The organism is Mycobacterium liflandii, assembly GCF_022354805.1.
Taxonomy (GTDB): Bacteria; Actinomycetota; Actinomycetes; order Mycobacteriales; family Mycobacteriaceae; genus Mycobacterium; species Mycobacterium marinum.
The window spans coordinates 1,289,624-1,308,466 of record NZ_CP023138.1; the positions used below are offsets into that span (position 1 = coordinate 1,289,624).

Annotated in this window: 10 protein-coding genes and 4 pseudogenes; 8 read left to right on the forward strand and 6 right to left on the reverse strand. The window is 64.3% G+C overall.

Annotated elements, in window-relative coordinates; genetic code table 11:
- The first annotated feature begins 41 nt into the window (after positions 1 to 41).
- Positions 42 to 1,245, forward strand: a pseudogene (locus tag CKW46_RS05840) (ISAs1-like element IS2404/ISMul1 family transposase).
- 20 nt (positions 1,246 to 1,265) lie between these two features.
- On the opposite strand, the pseudogene CKW46_RS05845 reads toward CKW46_RS05840, so the two are convergent.
- Positions 1,266 to 1,682, reverse strand: a pseudogene (locus tag CKW46_RS05845) (MMPL family transporter); the annotation flags it as partial.
- Positions 1,683 to 1,826: 144 nt separating this feature from the next.
- Between CKW46_RS05845 and CKW46_RS05850 the strand changes: the two are divergent.
- A pseudogene (locus tag CKW46_RS05850) lies at positions 1,827 to 3,030 on the forward strand (ISAs1-like element IS2404/ISMul1 family transposase).
- A 157-nt stretch (positions 3,031 to 3,187) separates the two neighbouring features.
- Here CKW46_RS05850 and CKW46_RS05855 read toward each other — a convergent pair.
- The gene (locus CKW46_RS05855; protein ID WP_482053372.1) at positions 3,188 to 3,583 is read right to left on the reverse strand and encodes an MmpS family transport accessory protein; all 396 of its coding nucleotides are present in this window, start codon (positions 3,581 to 3,583) and stop codon (positions 3,188 to 3,190) included.
- Between CKW46_RS05855 and CKW46_RS05860 the strand changes: the two genes are divergently transcribed.
- Positions 3,488 to 3,886: an ISAs1 family transposase gene (locus CKW46_RS05860; protein ID WP_482053373.1), complete on the forward strand. Its 399-nt coding sequence runs from the start codon at positions 3,488 to 3,490 to the stop codon at positions 3,884 to 3,886. The genes CKW46_RS05855 and CKW46_RS05860 overlap by 96 nt on opposite strands.
- Before the next feature lie 87 nt (positions 3,887 to 3,973).
- Positions 3,974 to 7,750, forward strand: coding sequence for a type I polyketide synthase (locus CKW46_RS05865; protein WP_252872415.1), 3,777 nt, complete (start codon positions 3,974 to 3,976; stop codon positions 7,748 to 7,750).
- 23 nt (positions 7,751 to 7,773) lie between these two features.
- On the opposite strand, the gene CKW46_RS05870 is transcribed toward CKW46_RS05865, so the two are convergent.
- On the reverse strand, positions 7,774 to 8,526 hold the full coding sequence (locus CKW46_RS05870) for an MBL fold metallo-hydrolase (protein WP_011740723.1): 753 nt from the start codon (positions 8,524 to 8,526) through the stop codon (positions 7,774 to 7,776).
- 135 nt (positions 8,527 to 8,661) lie between these two features.
- Between CKW46_RS05870 and fgd the strand changes: the two genes are divergently transcribed.
- The 4 genes and pseudogenes from fgd (at position 8,662) to CKW46_RS05890 (ending at position 13,960) form a co-directional block, all read left to right on the forward strand.
- The gene (gene fgd / locus CKW46_RS05875) at positions 8,662 to 9,672 is read left to right on the forward strand and encodes a glucose-6-phosphate dehydrogenase (coenzyme-F420) (protein WP_015354392.1); all 1,011 of its coding nucleotides are present in this window, start codon (positions 8,662 to 8,664) and stop codon (positions 9,670 to 9,672) included.
- A gap of 7 nt (positions 9,673 to 9,679) precedes the next feature.
- Positions 9,680 to 11,765 (forward strand): annotated as a pseudogene (gene pta / locus CKW46_RS05880) (phosphate acetyltransferase).
- A complete protein-coding gene (locus CKW46_RS05885; protein WP_117436266.1) occupies positions 11,755 to 12,921 on the forward strand; it encodes an acetate kinase in 1,167 nt (388 codons plus the stop codon). The pseudogene pta and the gene CKW46_RS05885 overlap by 11 nt, the downstream one beginning before the upstream one ends.
- 178 nt (positions 12,922 to 13,099) lie before the next feature.
- Positions 13,100 to 13,960: an endonuclease domain-containing protein gene (locus CKW46_RS05890; RefSeq protein WP_015354394.1), complete on the forward strand. Its 861-nt coding sequence runs from the start codon at positions 13,100 to 13,102 to the stop codon at positions 13,958 to 13,960.
- A gap of 124 nt (positions 13,961 to 14,084) precedes the next feature.
- Here the strand turns inward: CKW46_RS05890 and CKW46_RS05895 are convergent, their stop codons facing one another.
- The 3 genes from CKW46_RS05895 to glnX are packed head-to-tail and all read right to left on the reverse strand — an operon-like array spanning position 14,085 to position 18,693.
- On the reverse strand, positions 14,085 to 16,388 hold the full coding sequence (locus tag CKW46_RS05895; RefSeq protein WP_015354395.1) for a serine/threonine-protein kinase PknG: 2,304 nt from the start codon (positions 16,386 to 16,388) through the stop codon (positions 14,085 to 14,087).
- Positions 16,388 to 17,374 carry a glutamate ABC transporter substrate-binding protein gene (locus tag CKW46_RS05900; protein WP_117436265.1) on the reverse strand — a complete coding sequence of 329 codons (987 nt, stop codon included), beginning with the start codon at positions 17,372 to 17,374 and terminating at the stop codon, positions 16,388 to 16,390. Before CKW46_RS05900 ends, CKW46_RS05895 begins: the two co-directional genes overlap by 1 nt.
- On the reverse strand, positions 17,374 to 18,693 hold the full coding sequence (glnX, locus tag CKW46_RS05905; RefSeq protein ID WP_012392664.1) for a protein kinase G-activating protein GlnX: 1,320 nt from the start codon (positions 18,691 to 18,693) through the stop codon (positions 17,374 to 17,376). Before glnX ends, CKW46_RS05900 begins: the two co-directional genes overlap by 1 nt.
- Between the last annotated feature and the right edge of the window lie 150 nt (positions 18,694 to 18,843).

The window sequence follows — 18,843 nt, forward strand, 5'->3', positions numbered from 1 at the left end:
GATCGAGTTGGTTACTGTTCGTCGTTGGTCTGGAGTTGCCCGTGCCTACCGTTTCAGTATTGCCTGTGTCGTCGGTTCCAGAGGTGTTCGACCGCTGGAGTCCTGGTGAGCGCAGCGAGCTCATCGGATCGGAGTTTCTCGGTGTGTTGGCCTCGGTGCCGGACCCGAGGGACCCACGCGGTCGGAGGTATTCGCTGATGGCTTTGTTGGCGATCGCGGTTCTGGCCACTGCCGCGGGGATGCGCGGCTATGCTGGTTTTGCTACATGGGCGGCCACCGCTCCCGATGATGTGTTGGCCTAATTAGGGGTCCGGTTCCGGCGGCCCAGTGAGAAGACCTTCCGCGCTGTTTTGTCTCGGCTAGACCCCGCCGACCTCAACGCCAGGATGGGCAGTTACTTCACTGCACACGTGGCCAGCAGCGACCCCAGTGGATTGGTGCCGATCGCGTTGGACGGCAAGATGCTGCGTGGTGCCTTTACGCGCCAAAGCGACAGCCACGCATCTCGTGTCGGTGTTCGCCCACCGTGCCCGATTGGTGCTCGGTCAACTCGCTGTCGCCGAGAAAAGCAATGAAATTCCCTGCGTACGTGCCCTGCTCACGCTGCTGCCGGGTAGCTTGCGGTGGCTGGTCACCGTGGATGCGATGCATACCCAGGTCGTCACCGCGAAGTTGATCTGCGCCACCTTGAAGTCGCACTACCTGATGATCGTCAAGTCCAACCAAGCCAAAATACTTGCGCGTATCACCGCGCTGCCCTGGGCCGAGGTGCCCGCAGCCGCTACCGATGACTCCCGCGGCCACGGCCGTGTCGAGACCCGCACCCTGCAAATCATCACCGCTGCACGAGGAATCGGCTTCCCCTACGCAAAACAAATCATCCGGATCACTCGTGAACGCTTGATCACCGCCACCGACCAGCGCAGCGTGGAGGTGGTCTATGCCATCTGCAGCCTGCCGTTCGAGCACGCCCGCCCTACCGCGATCATGACCTGGATGCGTCAACACTGGGGAATCGAGAACAGCCTGCACTGGATACGCGACGTCACCTTCGACGAAGACCGTCAAAGGGCACATACCGGAAACGGCGCACAGGTCCTAGCAACGCTACGCAACACCGCGATCAATCTGCACCGCCTCAACGGCGCCGACAACATCGCCGAAGCCTGCCGGATCACCGCTTTGACCGCCAACCGCCGCCTAGACCTCCTCAATCCACAATTCCCCAGCTCACAAGCCTGCTAATCAACAACGCCGGAGCCCTGGGCGCCTAGCGGGCCCGGGCCGGTTAGATATGCCTTGATACCGGGCGGCGGCGGCATGTCGCCGATGATGCGTTGCACAGCGGTGACCGACTCGTTGGCTTGCGAGCCGCCCTGATCCCCGGCGAGATAAAGCTGGACGTAGGCGGCTTTGCCGTCGGCGCTCTGCGAGCTGGCCGCGGTGAGCGTATCGCCCCAGAAGTTATCGATATGTTCGACATGAATCTTGTCTTGCGCCAGCTTGCCTACGAGCCTGTCGTAGTAGCGGTGCGCGTCCTCGCCCAATTCGTGCTGCCCTTCCAACACCACCATCGCTATGGTGTCGGACTCGAATTGCTGAAAGTTCTTGCCGATGCGCTTCATTGCGAGTAGCGACGGAGCGTCGTGTGGCCCCAGCGCCACCGAACGCGCCTTGACGACCCAGGGCTCCGGCGTTGTTGATTAGCAGGCTTGTGAGCTGGGTTGATGATCTTTGGTGCCGCGCTATTGGGGCCGGAGTGTAGGCACGGGCTATCTGGAGAACGATCGAGTTGGTTACTGTTCGTCGTTGGTCTGGAGTTGCCCGTGCCTACCGTTTCAGTATTGCCTGTGTCGTCGGTTCCAGAGGTGTTCGACCGCTGGAGTCCTGGTGAGCGCAGCGAGCTCATCGGATCGGAGTTTCTCGATGTGTTGGCCTCGGTGCCAGACCCGAGGGACCCACGCGGTCGGAGGTATTCGCTGATGGCTTTGTTGGCGATCGCGGTTCTGGCCACTGCCGCGGGGATGCGCGGCTATGCTGGTTTTGCCACATGGGCGGCCACCGCTCCCGATGATGTGTTGGCCTAATTAGGGGTCCGGTTCCGGCGGCCCAGTGAGAAGACCTTCCGCGCTGTTTTGTCTCGGCTAGACCCCGCCGACCTCAACGCCAGGATGGGCAGTTACTTCACTGCACACGTGGCCAGCAGCGACCCCAGTGGATTGGTGCCGATCGCGTTGGACGGCAAGATGCTGCGTGGTGCCTTTACGCGCCAAAGCGACAGCCACGCATCTCGTGTCGGTGTTCGCCCACCGTGCCCGATTGGTGCTCGGTCAACTCGCTGTCGCCGAGAAAAGCAATGAAATTCCCTGCGTACGTGCCCTGCTCACGCTGCTGCCGGGTAGCTTGCGGTGGCTGGTCACCGTGGATGCGATGCATACCCAGGTCGTCACCGCGAAGTTGATCTGCGCCACCTTGAAGTCGCACTACCTGATGATCGTCAAGTCCAACCAAGCCAAAATACTTGCGCGTATCACCGCGCTGCCCTGGGCCGAGGTGCCCGCAGCCGCTACCGACGACTCCCGCGGCCACGGCCGTGTCGAGACCCGCACCCTGCAAATCATCACCGCTGCACGAGGAATCGGCTTCCCCTACGCAAAACAAATCATCCGGATCACTCGTGAACGTTTGATCACCGCCACCGACCAGCGCAGCGTGGAGGTGGTCTATGCCATCTGCAGCCTGCCGTTCGAGCACGCCCGCCCTACCGCGATCATGACCTGGATGCGTCAACACTGGGGAATCGAGAACAGCCTGCACTGGATACGCGACGTCACCTTCGACGAAGACCGTCAAAGGGCACATACCGGAAACGGCGCACAGGTCCTAGCAACGCTACGCAACACCGCGATCAATCTGCACCGCCTCAACGGCGCCGACAACATCGCCGAAGCCTGCCGGATCACCGCTTTGACCGCCAACCGCCGCCTAGACCTCCTCAATCCACAATTCCCCAGCTCACAAGCCTGCTAATCAACAACGCCGGAGCCCTGCTTGACGACCGCTTGCAGTTGCGGTGCGATGACATTCACGAGGACGGCTAGCCCCACCCAGAACAAGACGATCGGCAGCGACAATCTCCGCACCCACCGGGCGGCGCCAAGTACGTACCCGGTTGAATTCAAGGAACTCATGCCGATTTCACCAGGAAGCTTGTATGAGCGTTATATGACTCGACTTCCCGTTCGGCGCGGACCACGCCATTGACGGTGATGCGACAACCCAAAGATGTACTGTCGCTTCGCGCCACCACATTTGCGATGACGGCTGAAAGTGTGGTCACGACGGTAAGCGACCACGGTATCGCCGTATTGGTGACTTCGTGTGGTTGGGCCTCGGCGTCCAGGTAGTTGATGGTGGCCAACGATCCTGGCGGGCCGGTGACTTCGTACAGGACGCGTTTCGGATTAAATGCAACAATCGAATCGGCATTGCTCGCCGCCGTCGTTGTGCGACTACATGGAGCATTCGGCTCGCCTCGGAATCGGCCGGGCACACCGACCAGCGCAGCGTGGAGGTGGTCTATGCCATCTGCAGCCTGCCGTTCGAGCACGCCCGCCCTACCGCGATCATGACCTGGATGCGTCAACACTGGGGAATCGAGAACAGCCTGCACTGGATACGCGACGTCACCTTCGACGAAGACCGTCAAAGGGCACATACCGGAAACGGCGCACAGGTCCTAGCAACGCTACGCAACACCGTGATCAATCTGCACCGCCTCAACGGCGCCGACAACATCGCCGAAGCCTGCCGGATCACCGCTTTGACCGCCAACCGCCGCCTAGACCTCCTCAATCCACAATTCCCCAGCTCACAAGCCTGCTAATCAACAACGCCGGAGCCCTGAGTAGGGCCGCTATGGGACTTTCTCGCCGAGAAGAAATCGGCAATCACCGAATATCCGGCTCGCAGGTTGGGTGCGGCAGCGGCGGACTGGCTCGGCGACGAACAAGAGACGATCTATGGCTGTTTCTTGGAAGACGTCGAAGGATTCGACAACAAGTTCTTTGACATTCCGCCGGATGAAGCCGCGCTGATGGATCCGCAGCAGCGCTTGCTGCTGGAGACGTCATGGGCCGCGCTGGAGCACGCGGGGATTCTTCCCAAGACATTGAAGCTTTCTGACACCGGGGTATTTGTCGGGGTCTCGTCGACCGACTATGTGCGGCTCTTGTTCCCCGGCGGGCGAAAGCCCACCATTTGGGACAACACGGGTGGATCGTCAAGCATCATCGCCAACAGGCTTTCGTACTTCCTGGACGTGAACGGGCCGTCCCTCGTTATCGACACGGCTTGCTCATCGTCGCTGGTCGCCGCACACCTGGCCCGCAAGAGCCTGGCTTCGGGGGAATGCGACCTGGCCGTCGTGGCGGGAACAAACGTTCTTATCTCGCCGGAAGTATGGCGCGGATTTCAAGAAGCCGGCGTGGTGTCGCCCACCGGATCCTGCCGCGCTTTCGACGCGCGAGCCGACGGAATGGTGCGCGGTGAGGGGTGTGGCGTTGTCGTCCTGGAACGTCTCAGTGATGCGCGACGTGCCGGGCGAACCGTGCTGGCGGTCCTGACCGGTTCGGCAGTCAATCAGGATGGCCGGTCCAACGGGATCATGGCCCCCAATCCCAGAGCGCAGATTTCTGTTCTTGATAGCGCCTGCAAGTGTGCCGACATCGATCCCGCGGAAATCGACTATGTCGAAGCCCACGGCACCGGAACATCGGTGGGCGACAGGATCGAGGCGCACGCGCTAGGCCAAGTCTTTGGCCGCGGGCGACAGGCGGCCAAGCCCCTGATGATTGGCAGCATCAAGCCCAATATCGGGCATCTGGAAGGCGCAGCCGGAATCGCCGGCCTGATAAAGACCGTCTTGATGCTGCAGCGCGGACAGTTGTTGCCCAGCGGCGCGTTTGAGGTTCCGAACCCCAATATTCCGTTCGCAGAATTGGGACTTGCGGTCGTCGAAGAGTTTCAGGAGTGGCCGGCGGTGGTGGGGCGGCCGCGGCGGGCTGGGGTGTCCTCATTCGGTTTTGGTGGCACGAATGCGCATGTGATTGTTGAGCAGGCTGTTGAGCGGGTTGTTGAGCGGGTTGTTGAGGTGGGTCCGGGTGTGTTGGCGTGGGTGGTGTCGGCGCGGACGGCGGCGGGGGTGGGTGCTCAGGCGGGGCGGTTGTTGGAGTTTGTGCGGGCTGGTCGGGAGCTTGATGCGGGGGATGTTGGGTATTCGTTGGTGACGACGCGGTCGTTGTTTGAGCATCGGGCGGTGGTGGTCGGTGCGGGCCGTGATGAGTTGTTGGCGGGGTTGGCTGAGGTGGTTGAGGGCCGTCCGGGTGTTGGGGTGGCTAGTGGTGTGGCGATGCCTGGGGGCAAGACGGTTTTCGTGTTTCCCGGTCAGGGTGCGCAGTGGCTGGGTATGGGTCGGGAGTTGTGTGCGGGGTATCCGGTTTTCGCTGCGGCTTTTGATGCGGTGGTTGCTGAGTTGGATCGGCATTTGGCTCGTCCGTTGCGTGAGGTGGTGTGGGGTGCTGACGCGGAGCTGTTGAACACCACCGAGTTTGCGCAGCCGGCGTTGTTTGCCGTGGAGGTGGCGCTGTATCGGTTGTTGGAATCGTGGGGGATGCGGCCGGGTTTGGTGATGGGCCATTCGGTGGGGGAGTTGAGTGCTGCTCATGTCAGTGGGGTGCTGGATTTAGCGGATGCGGCGTTGTTGGTGGTGATGCGGGGGCGGTTGATGCAGGCGTTGCCCGGTGGTGGGGTGATGTATGCGGTGCAGGCTGGTGAGCAGGAGCTGCGGCCGTTGCTGGGTGAGCAGGTCAGTGTGGCCGCGGTCAATGGTCCGGGGTCGGTGGTGCTTTCCGGTGCCCGGGAGGCGGTCAGTGTGGTCGTGGATCGGTTGGCGGCTCAGGGGCGGCGGGTGCGTCGGCTTGCGGTGTCGCATGCTTTTCATTCGGTGTTGATGGAGCCGATGCTCGAGCAGTTCCGGGCGGTGGCTGATGAGGTGTATGCGGGGCGGCCGGCTATTCCGGTGATCTCGAATGTGACCGGTCAGTTGGTGGCTGAGGATTACGGGTCGGCTGATTATTGGGTGCGCCACATTCGGGAGGCGGTGCGTTTTGCCGACAGTGTGTGTTTCGCGCATTCGGTGGGGGCTACCCGGTTTGTTGAGGTGGGGCCGGCCGGTGGTTTGACGTCGTTGATCGAGGAGTCGTTGGCGCAGGTGTCGGTGGTGGCGGTGCCGACGTTGCGTAAGGATCGGCCCGAGCCTTTCGCTGTGGTGGGCGCGGTGGCGCAGGCGTTTGTCCGGGGTGCGGGTGTGGATTGGGCTTCGGTGTTGGCCGGGTGTGGTGGGCAGCGGGTGGGGTTGCCGACCTATGCCTTTGCCCATGAACGGTTTTGGCTGGCCGATCGGTTCGGGGTGGGGCAGCAGGTTTGTGTTGGGCAGGTGCTCGCCGATGAGGCCGGTCCGGGCGCCCACGAGGCTGCTGGCGCGGCGGTGGGCCAGGGGTTTGCCGCCCGGTTGCAGGGTTTGTCCGATGCCGAGCAGCAGGCGGCGGTGCTGGCGATGGTGTGTGAACACACCGCGGCGGTGTTGGGTCGTGACGGGGCAGCCCAGCTCGATGCCGGGCAGGCGTTTAGCGACGCCGGGCTCACCTCGCTGAGCGCGGTCGAGTTACGTAACCGGCTCAAGACCCTGACCGGGGTAACACTTTCAGCCACCACCGCTTTCGACTACCCCACCCCAACCCAACTAGCCGATCACCTGCTATCGCACCTACACCACCAAAACCCCACCGGTGCAACGCCAGAACTCGATCGAGTCGATGCGCTCACCGACCTGTTTCTTCAAACGTGCGACGCGGGTCGGGATGATGACGGCTGGCAGATCGTCGCGCTGGCGGCCAACGGCCGCGAGCGGATGACCACGCCGGTCCCCAAGCGGGAGTGGAAAGAGGTCGTTCTACTAGCGGGCGGCGGATCGGATGTGGCCGTGGTGTGCCTGCCCACCTTGACAGTCCTGTCCAGTCCGCATGCGTATCTCGATGTTGCGCGTGCGATGGCGGGCCGCCATTCAGTCCACGCTCTTTCGCTACCTGGTTTCGATCCCGACGACGCGTTGCCCCAAGACCGAGAGGTGGTTCTCGAAGGCGCCGCCCAGGCAATCCTTCATGCCGTGGGCGACCATCCGCATTTGGTGCTGGCCGGCTATTCCTCGGGTGGGGTGTTGGCCCATGCCCTCGGCTCCTATCTGGCCGAGCGACACCAACCGACACCGCTCGGAGTCGCCCTCATCGACACCTATCTGCCGAGCCAGATCGTGAACGCCGACAACCCCGATCAGGTCGGCGTCAACGAAACGGGAGCCCTCTTTTCCCGGCGAGTGACCAGCATGGCCCGCGAGCTGGATCAACTGAATGCGACCCGGTTGACCGCTGCCGCAAGCTACGCCGCGCTCTTTGGTACCTGGGAACCCGTCGTGTCGGCTGTTCCGCTGCTCAACATGATCGCGATGGACGAAACAGCTGCCTGCGAGCGGGTGCGCGCAGAACGGATCAATCGCTGGCGAGTCGCCACCGCAGAGGCTTCCTACTCTGTGGTTGAAGTCCCCGGTGATCATTTCGACATGATCACCACATCCAGTGATGCGACAACGACGGCGCTTCACGGGTGGATTTCTGGATTGATCCGCGCCGGGTAAAGGGCGCGATCCCAGACGCCGGCTCAGCGTTGGGCGCGAGCCCGGGCCTCCTCTGTGGCCAACCGAATTGGCCCGCGCCAGAGGCTCCCATGGCCGGGCGCCAAGGTGTCTGCTTCCACCTGTGCCAGCGTGGACAGGCTGCGGATGCACCTTTCCTGGACCTTGCTGAACACCGCCGGTAGCAGTTGGGGCCCCCGATGGCGCAGCATGGGATGACCGGTGATCAGTGCGTCGCCGCTGGCTAGTACGCCGTCGACCAGATATGAGCAATGTCCGCTGGTGTGACCCGGCGTGGGAATGGGTATCGGGTGACCTGGCAGGGCCGCAGCCACTTCGGCGCTCAGGGCCTGCGTGCTCGGAACGCCGGCGCGCCGTAGGCCGCCCCTAAACACCAGATGAATGCCCCACAACGCGGTGCGTGGGCGCCAACTGCGCAACACGACGTCGAGCGGCGAGGCGCTCTCGTGGTACTCGCGCTTGGCGTGCCCGACTTCGTTGGCATCGCAGTACACCGGGGTGCCGTGCTGGGCGGCGAACCAGATCGCGGTGCCCAGGTGATCGATGTGGGCGTGAGTCAGCAGGATCGCGCGTACGTCGCCGGGGCCGTAGCCCAGCGTGCGCAGCGACGTCAGCACGTTGTTGCGGTCGCCGGGATAGCCGGCATCGATCAGCATGACACCGGTCTCGTCGGTGACCAGCACCCAGTTGACCGCGGGTCCTTGGGCGAGATGGACCTTGTCGGTGACCTGGACGAGCTCCGTGCGCTGGTGGGGCATGCCCGCGAGTGTAGGACGGGCGCGGCGGGTCGCGACCGAGGGCGTGGAGCGATCGCGAGCGCGGCGGAGCCGGGCGCGGCGGGTCGCGACCGAGGTCCTACTCCCAGCCCGAGGGCCTAGGAGTAGAAAGAACTAGTGGCTGAACTGAAACTCGGATACAAGGCATCGGCCGAACAATTTGCGCCGCGTGAGCTCGTCGAGCTTGCCGTGGCCGCCGAAGCGCACGGCATGGACAGCGCCACCGTCAGCGACCACTTTCAGCCGTGGCGTCACGAAGGTGGGCACGCCCCGTTCTCGCTGGCCTGGATGACCGCGGTGGGCGAGCGGACCAAACGGATGCAGTTGGGGACCTCGGTGCTGACCCCCACCTTCCGCTACAACCCCGCCGTCATCGCCCAGGCGTTTGCCACCATGGGCTGTCTCTACCCGAACCGGATCTTCCTCGGCGTTGGTACCGGTGAGGCGCTGAACGAGGTTGCCACCGGCTACCAGGGCGTCTGGCCCGAATTCAAGGAGCGATTCGCCCGGCTACGCGAATCGGTGCGATTGATGCGCGAACTGTGGCGCGGCGACCGCGTCGACTTCGACGGCGAGTACTATCGGCTCCGAGGGGCTTCGATCTACGACGTGCCGGAAGGGGGAGTGCCGGTCTACATCGCCGCGGGCGGTCCGGCGGTGGCCAAGTATGCGGGCCGTGCCGGCGACGGTTTTATCTGCACCTCCGGCAAGGGCGAGGACCTCTACAGCGAGAAGCTGATGCCAGCGGTCCGCGAAGGCGCCGCGATCAACAACCGCAATATCGACGACATCGACAAGATGATCGAAATCAAGATCTCCTACGACCCTGATCCTGAACTGGCCTTGAACAACACTCGGTTCTGGGCGCCGCTGTCGCTGAGCGCCGAGCAGAAGCGCAGCATCGGGGACCCGATCGAGATGGAGGCGGCCGCCGAAGCACTGCCCATCGAGCAGATTGCCAAGCGCTGGATCGTGGCCTCGGACCCCGACGAAGCCGTCGAGAAGGTCGGCCAGTACGTGGCCTGGGGTCTGAACCATCTGGTGTTGCACGCGCCCGGCCACGACCAGCTCCGGTTCCTGGAACTGTTCGAAAAGGACCTGGCCCCCAGATTGCGGCGACTTGGCTGACCAACAGGTGTCGACCGGCTCGGGCGCCACCGGCATATACATCGCCGCCCCGGAACCGGAGAACGGCAAGTCAACCATTGCCCTGGGTATCCTGCACAGATTGGCCGCCACCGTGGCCAAGGTCGGTGTGTTCCGGCCGATCACCCGCCGCGGCGAGCGGCGTGACTACATTCTCGAATTGCTGCTGGAGCAGACCACTGCCGGACTGTCCTACGAGCAATGCGTCGGCGTCACCTACCAACAGCTGCACGACGACCTCGAAGCCGCGATAGCGGACATCGTCGCCGCCTACCACGCGATGGCCGATGCGTGCGACGCGGTGGTGATCGTCGGCAGCGACTACACCGACGTCACTACGCCCACCGAGCTGTCGGTCAACGCGCGCATCGCGGTCAACCTCGGAGCCCCGGTGCTGCTGGCCGTGAGCGCAAAAGGCCGTGACGCGGATCAGGTCTCCGGAGTCGTCGCGGTGTGCCTGGCCGAGCTGGCCGCACAGCACGCCCACACCGCGGCCGTGGTGGCCAACCGATGTGAGTCCGCGCAGTTGGCGGCCGTCGGTGATGCGTTGCGGGCCTTCGCCCCGCCCAGCTATGTGCTGCCCGAAGAACAGTTGTTGTCCGCGCCGACGGTGTCCGAGTTGGAGAAGTCCGTCAACGGAACACCGATCAGTGGCGATGCCTCGCTGTGGGGCCGGGAGGTCACCAGCCTGCTGGTCGCCGGGATGACCGCCGATCATGTGCTGGAGCGGCTGCGTGACGGCATGGCCGTGATAACTCCCGGTGACCGCTCCGATGTGGTGCTCGCCGTGGCCAGTGCCCATGCGGCCGAGGGCTTTCCATCGCTTTCCTGCATCGTCCTCAATGGCGGGTTCGAGTTGCACCCGTCGATCGCCTCGCTGGTTGCCGGGCTGCGGCTGCGACTGCCCATCATCGGAACCGATCTGGGCACCTTTGACACCGCCAGCGCTGCCGCGACGGCTCGCGGCCGGGTCAAGGCGACGTCGCAGCGCAAGATCGACACCGCTCTGGGATTGATGGACCGCTACGTTGACATCGAGGATCTGTTGGCGAAGCTTGCGATCCCGATCCCGACGGTCACCACACCGCAGATGTTCATGTACCGCGTGCAGCAGCAGGCGCGTTCGGATCGCCAGCGCATCGTCTTGCCCGAAGGTGAAGACGACCGGATTCTCAAATCCGCTGGGCGGCTATTGCAGCGCAACGTTGCCGATTTGACCATTCTCGGTGACGAGGCCGAAATCCGTTTGCGTGCGGCTGAACTCGGTGTCAGCGCTGGATAGCGCCACGGTGATCGACCCGCGTACCAGTAGCTTGTGCAACGAGTTCGCCGATCAGTATGCGCAGCTGCGTAAGGCCAAGGGGATCACCCACGAGCAGACCCGCGAGATCATGAACGACGCAACCTATTTCGGTACCATGCTGGTATACAACGGCATGGCCGACGGCATGGTTTCCGGCGCCGCACATACCACGGCCCACACGGTTCGCCCCGCGCTGCAGATCATCAGAACCGTTCCGGGCGTGTCCACCGTCTCCAGCATCTTCTTGATGTGCCTGCCCGATCGGGTGCTGGCCTACGGTGACTGCGCGATCATCCCGAACCCGACCGTCGAGGAGCTGGCCGATATCGCTGTCTGTTCGGCGCGCACCGCCGCGCAGTTCGGCGTCGAGCCGCGAGTGGCCATGCTCTCCTACTCCACCGGCGCATCGGGATCCGGGGCGGACGTCGACAAGGTAAGAGCGGCAACCGAACTAGTGCGCGAAAGGGATCCGCAGCTAATGGTGGAAGGCCCCATCCAGTACGGCGCCGCGGTGGACCTGTCGGTCGCGGCTACCAAAATGCGCGATTCTGCGGTTGCCGGCCGGGCGACGGTGCTGATCTTCCCGGATCTCAACACCGGCAACAACACCTATAAGGCGGTGCAGCGCAGCGCCGGTGCGGTGGCGATCGGCCCGGTACTGCAGGGCCTGCGCAAGCCGGTCAACGACTTGTCCCGGGGTGCTCTGGTGGAGGACATTGTCAACACCGTCGCTATCACCGCAATTCAAGCTCAGGGTGTTCATGAGCGCTAGCCGTCCGAATCGTGTTGTGCCGGTCCTCAACTCTGGATCCTCATCCCTGAAGTTTCAGCTCGTCGAACCCGATTCAGGTATGTCACGGGCGACCGGAAACATCGAGCGCATCGGCGAAGAATCGTCATCGGTGCCCGACCACGACGCGGCCCTGCGCCGAGTGTTCGAGATCTTGGCCGAAGACGACATCGACCTTCAGTCCTGCGGCCTGGTCGCGGTGGGGCATCGGGTAGTGCACGGCGGCAAGGACTTTTACGAACCGACGTTGCTCAACGATGCGGTGATCGGCAAGCTCGATGAGCTATCGCCGCTGGCCCCGCTGCACAATCCGCCCGCGGTGTTGTGCATCAGGGTGGCGCGTGCGTTGCTGTCCGACGTACCGCACATCGCGGTCTTCGACACCGCCTTCTTTCACCAGCTCCCGCCCGCGGCGGCCACCTACGCCATCGATCGCGAGTTGGCGGACGTCTGGAAAATTCGCCGCTATGGCTTTTACGGGACATCCCATGAGTACGTCAGCCAACAGGCCGCGGAATTCCTGGGCAAGCCTATTGGTGATCTGAATCAGATTGTGCTGCATCTGGGTAACGGCGCGTCGGCTTCAGCGGTTGCGGGAGGACGGCCGGTGGAGACGTCGATGGGTCTGACGCCGCTGGAGGGTTTGGTGATGGGCACCCGCAGTGGTGACTTGGACCCCGGGGTTATTGGATACCTTTGGCGCACCGCAAATTTGGGTGTTGATGAGATCGAATCAATGCTCAACCACCGGTCCGGGATGTTGGGGTTGGCAGGCGAGCGGGACTTTCGCCGGCTGAGGGCAATGATCGACGACGGCGACCCGGCGGCTGAATTGGCTTACGACGTGTTCATTCACCGGCTACGCAAGTACGTTGGCGCTTACCTGGCGGTGCTGGGCCACACCGACGTGGTGAGCTTTACCGCCGGGATCGGCGAGCACGACGCGGCGGTGCGCCGAGACGCCCTGGCCGGGATGGCCGAACTGGGGATCAGCCTGGATGAGGGGCGTAACGCCTGCCCGTCCGGTGGCGCGCGCCGGATCTCCGCCGACGACTCGCCGGTCACCGTTTTGGTGATACCGACCAACGAAGAACTGGCTATTGCCCGGCATTGCTGCTCGGTGTTGGTCGCCGTATAGGAAGCCGAGCGCGGGAGAACTGTGAGCGTGCGTCCAGGGCTTTGAGCGTGCCTGTCGGGCGGAATCTGCCCAGCCGCGGTGCCGTCGGCGCACGCCCGAAGCCTACAGCGCACACTCGATGCCGAACCTGTGCAAAGACGAAGACGCCGAACGCGGTTGGCGTGCGAGTCTTCGCGTCATGTGTGATTTGAGAGCTCCGTTTATCGGTAGTAAGGCACTGGCGTGTGGAGCGGTTACGCGCCATCAATTGCGGACCCGGTACCGGCCGGTCCTGCCGAACGTCTATCTGTCCGCCGGGGTGCACCCGTGCCTGCAGAGCAGGATTGCCGCCGCCTGGCTGTGGTCGCGCGGTTCGGCGACGGTCGGCGGTGCGGCGGCAGCGGCCTTGCACGGCGCGAAGTGGATTCCCGAGGACGTCCCGGTTGAGCTGATCTGTGCTCGCTCCCGCCCACCTCGTGGCGTGCTGACCCGCCGCGACGTGCTGATCGATGGCGAAACTCAGTTCCTGGGCGGGTACTCGGTCACCACGGCCGAGCGCACCGCTTTCGACATCGGCCGCCGTGGAGCCATGCGTTCGGCGGTGGTACGGCTGGACGCGCTGGCGCGCGCAACCGGGTTCACGGTGGCCGATGTGCTGCAGGTCGCCAGAAACCACCGCGGAACTCGTGGATTGCGGCAACTGGAGACCGCGCTGGAATTGGTCGACCCGGGAGCACAGTCGCCGCGAGAGAGCTATCTGAGGCTGTTCCTGATCGACGCCGGACTCCCTCGGCCTCAGACCCAGCTGCCCGTGCTGGGCGTCAACGGTATGCCCGTCGCGTATCTCGACATGGGGTGGGAGCGGTACATGGTGGCCGTCGAATACGACGGCGATCACCATCGCAGCGACCGCCAGCAGTACGTCAAAGACATTCGGCGCGGTGAAATGCTCGAGCGGATGGGGTGGATCGTCATACGGGTGGTGGCCGAGGACCGCCGCGTCGATATCCTGCGCCGGGTGACCGCTGCCCTGGCTGAGCGCAGATCGGCCGTGCCGTAGCGAGTTTGACTGCGCGTGTGCGGCTTCGAAGGTGCCGGCAGGGATATGGTTCCCGGATTTTTACGCCCGGATCGCACACCCGAGTCCACCGACACACACCCGATGTAAAGAGCGTGAGCGCACCCTAGAACGTGCTGGTGGGCCGCACCTTGTTGGCCATGTCGACCAGGGTGTAGCGGTGCCGCTGGGTGGGGGCGACGCGGGCCAGGCTGCGCAGCGAGGCCTCCACGCCCAGCCGGAGCCCGTGATCGGTGAAGGGAAAGCCAAGGATGTGGTTGGTGCTGGCCTCGTTGTCCTGCAACCAGTCCATCGCGCCGCCCAGTACCAGGGCGCGGATCTGCAGCACACGCGGTTCGGTAGGTGGCAGTGCCTCGACTCTGCGTGCGGCGTCGCGGATCTGTTCTTCGGTGATCTCGCCGTGCGACCGTCCCGAGAGCAGGGTCACCGCACTGGTCAACCGCGCCGTGGTGAAATGCCTCGAGCTAGGTGGGACTTCATCGAGGGTGCGTACCGCACCGGCGCGTTCGCCTTGCGCGGAAAGGGTTCTGGCCAGTCCGAATGCCGCCGAGATGACGCCGTCGTTGGTGCTCCACACGGTCTGGTAGAAGTTGGTCCCGTCGGTGTATCCGGCCAGTTCGGCGGTCGCGGCCAGCGCCAGTTTGGGCGCAAGTTCACCCGGGAAGGTGTCCAGAACTTCGGTGAAGTGTTTGATCGCGGCGTCATAGGCGCCAGTGAGTAACTCGGAGACGGCCCGGTACCAGACCAGCCGCCAGCGCCAGCCCACCCGCTCGGACAGGTCGTCGAGTTTGCGGGTGGCCTTGGCGACGTCGCCGAGATCCAGCAGGGCACGAACCTCCATCAGCGGCAGTTCCACCGATTCGGAGAGGTCGGTGCCGTCGGAGTCCAGCGCGCCGTGTCGGGCGGCGCGCAGTGAGTCCAGGGTCTGGACGGGCTGGGAGAGCACCGTCGCCTGCAGGACGGAGGCCGCGACGTCGGTCCGATCGACCAGCGGTACCTGCAGTGCCGTCACGATCTCCTTGGCGGTCAGCTTCTCCGAATGCACCTGACCGTCCTGATATACGTCAGTGTGCGCGACCAGCAGGTCAACCCCAAACGTCGAGCGGCTGGGGCTGAACACTGTCGACAGGCCGGGGCGGGGGACCCCGGTGTCTTGGGCAACCACCTCGCGCAAGACACCCATCAGCTGCCCGGACATCTCCTCGGCGCTGGCGAACCGCCGCCGTGGGTCCGGGTCGATGGCGCGGCGCAGCAGGCGGCCGAACGAGTCGTAGCTGGCCAGCACCGGATCGTCGTCGGGCAATCCATCGAGGTAGCGGCCATTGCGGGTAGGCAGGTTCAAGGTGAGCGCGGCCAGCGTGCGCCCCACCGTGTAGATGTCGGTGGCCACGGTGGGGCCGGTCCGCACGATCTCGGGCGCCTGGAAGCCGGGAGTGCCATAGAGGTAACCGAAGGAGTTGATCCGCGACACCGCACCCAGGTCGATGAGCTTGAGCTGCTCTTCGGTGAGCATGATGTTCTCCGGCTTCAAGTCGTTGTAGACCAGGCCGAGAGCATGCAGGTAGGCCAATGCCGGAAGGATTTCCAGGAGATAGGCGATCGCCTCGGAGACCGGAAGCTTCTCGCCCTTGCGCCGTTTGAGCGACCGCCCGCCGACGTACTCCATGACGATGTAGCCGACCGGATCCCCGTGCTTGTCGGTGTGCTCGACGAAGTTGAAGATCTGCACGATCGACGGGTGGACCACCTCGGCGAGGAACTGTCGCTCCGCCATTGCGATGGCCTGGGCCTCGGCATCGCCCGAATGCACCAGGCCTTTGAGCACGACTGGCCGGTCGTTGACGTTGCGGTCCAGGGCCAGGTATATCCAGCCCATTCCGCCGTGCGCGATGCAGCCCTTGACCTCGTACTGGCCGGCAATGGTGTCACCGGGGCTGAGCTGGGGCAAGAAGGAATACGGGCTGCCGCAATACGGGCACCAGCCTTCCGATGCCCCCTTGGTCTCCGAGTCGCTGCGGCCGACCGGCCGCCCGCAGTTCCAGCAGAACCGCTTGGCTTCCGGGACTACCGGATCGGTCATCAGCGCTTTGAGCGGATCGGTATCGGGCACCCTCGGGATCTCGACGAGGCCGCCGCCGAGTCGTCGGACCGGTAGCCGCGCTCGCGTCGCGGCCGCCAGCGGTCCCTGCGGCTGCATATCGAGGGTGCCCAGCGTGATGTCGTCTTCGTCGTCATCGTCGAAATTCGGCCGGAACAGTGCCTGGGTGCCGATCGGCCGGCTCCAGGCGGCCGCGCCGGTCTGCACGTCGGCCGGCTGCGTTCCGGGGCCCGCTTCCTGTTCGTCTTCGGCGGGCCGCGGATTCTCGGTTCCCGACGTGTCTTGCAGGCCCTTCTTGACCGCCTCGGCCATCAGTCCACGTACCTAGGCCGGGGCGGTGCGGGCGCCGGCCCGAGCACCGACAACCATTTGCGGTAGAGTGTGTTCCAGGTCCCGTCATTGCGGATGCGTTCGAGCGTGCCATTGACGAATCGGACGAGTCCGGTGTTGTCCAGATTGATCCCGATGCCGTAGGGCTGATTGGCCATGTTTGGCCCGACGATATGCAGGTAGGGGTCCTCTTCCACCAGCCCGGCCAGGATCGTGTCATCGGTACTGACGGCGTCGATCTCGCGTTGCTGCAGTGCCACCAGGCAGTCAGCCCAGTTCACCACCGACACGATGACCGGCGGCGGTGCGATCTCGCGGATGCGGCGCAACGACGTGGTGCCGCGGGCCACGCAGACTCGCTTGCTGGACAGGTCGGACACCTTGAAAATCGGCGAGTCGCGTGAGGTCAGAATCCGCTGGTTGGCGTCGAGGTAGACGGTGGAAAAGTTCACCAGCTTGCGCCGCTCGCAAGTGATCGTCATGGTCTTGACCACCACGTCGACCTGGGAGCTCTGCAGCGCGGTGATGCGTTCGGCCGCCGACAAGATCCGGTACTCGACATGGGTGGGGCCGCCGAAGATGTCGCGTGCCACTTCGCTGGCGATGTCGACGTCGAAGCCGGTGATCTCGCCGGTGATCGGGTCGCGGAAACTGAACAGGTTGCTGCCGATGTCGAGTCCGACGATCAGCCGTCCCCGCGCGCGGATGTCGGCCACCGCGGCGTCGGCCTCGGCTTTGGTGGGAAAGGGGCGCAGGCTGGCGGTGGGATCGCAGTCCTGGCTGGAGCTGTCCGCTGGAAGCGGAGGCTCCGGCGGCATGACTTCCATGCCGACCGGGGTGGGCAGCGGCAGGGTGGGCGTCGACTCGACTTTCAGCGGCTCGGAGTGACCACACCCGTCCAGCGTGATGACCAGGGCGAGCACTGCGAGCGCAGATGCCGCCCTCCGGAGTCCGGGCAGGCGCCTCATCAGCGATATTCTTTCAGCCTGGGCCACAGACCGAGGGCCACCGCGATCGCGGCGCTCAAGCTCAGCACGACACCACCCATTTGGGCGCCGGCCAATCCTCGGCGCGCGTTGCGGACGTCGGTACGCAGGTGATTGCGGCTTTGATCCATGGCCCTGGTCAGCGCTTCGTCGAGCTTGTCGAAAGCCGGGGTGGAATCGTCCTCACTCTCGCCCAGTGCCACCTGGGTAGCGGCACGATAGTTGCCGACCGAGATGTAGGAGTTGATCCGGTCGTTGGCCTGTTGCCAGCGCACCAACAGCTGTTCGGCGCCCTGTAAGTCGGGCTTGTCGACCGCATCGGGGCGGGCCATGTACTCGTCGAGCTGGCGATGCATGTCCTCGATGCGCTGGTAGAAGGATTGCTTGCGGACCTCTTGATCACCGCGCCGGATCAGCGACAGCGTTTCATCGGCTCGTGCCTGCTGGGCGGTGATGGCCAAGTTGGTGACCGTCTTGAGGGACTCGGCCGCGGTGTCTTTAGCGATACGGCTCGCGGCCGTTGAGAGTGTCAGCGCAGTTCCTACCCACACCACCATGACGAGAATACCGAGCGCTCCGACCACAAGGCCGGGGTTGATTCGTCGCCTGGTCCGGCGGGCCAGCCAGCGGTGCGCGAATGCGCCGAACGCCACCGTGGTGGCAACGACGAGGATCACCGGAGCCGGGATCTGGGTGGACGCGGTGGTCTCGCTGTCCACTCGCGTCGATGTCGCCTCGTAGAGCTGTTGCGCGTCGGGCAGGATCGTCGACTGCATCAGTCCCGATGCTTCGGACAGATACGAGGACCCGACCGGGTTACCCGCTCGGTTGTTGGTGCGCGCGATCTCGACGAGTCCGGTATAGACGGACAACTCGGCGTTGATTCGGCCCAGCAGCTGCACCAGCGATTCATCGGTGAGGCCGCTGGACGCGCGGGTCACCGCCACCGACGCGTCGGTGATGGCCTGTTCGTAGCGGAGCCGGACGGCGCGGGGTTCGGCCTGTGCGATGAATGCGGTGGCCGCCGCGGCGTCAGCCACCGACAGCGTGGTGTAGAGCCGTCCGGCCGCGAACGAGAGCGGCTCGGTGTGGTCGAGCACCGTGGTCAGCACCTGCTGGCGGTGGTTGATGGTCGTCGAGGTGGCAAACGCGCTGGCAACGCCAAGCGCCGCCAACACGATGCCAATCGTCAGAATGCGCCCGGGCGTCGTCGAGACGAACCACCAGCGGGGATGGGCCGGCTCGGCCGGTGACCGCGATCCCAGCGGTTCGGTCGACGGGTGCGCCAACTCAACCGTCACGTCTGCTTGGACCTCGTCTTTCGGCCGTGTCAGGAAACCGTATAAGCGGATTCTAAGAGAATGTTCCGACAGATGCCGGTGGCGACGGACCAAATTTGGCCCCCAAATTCCCCGGAACTTCGTTGAACCTCCGCCTGCCTATCCTTGATC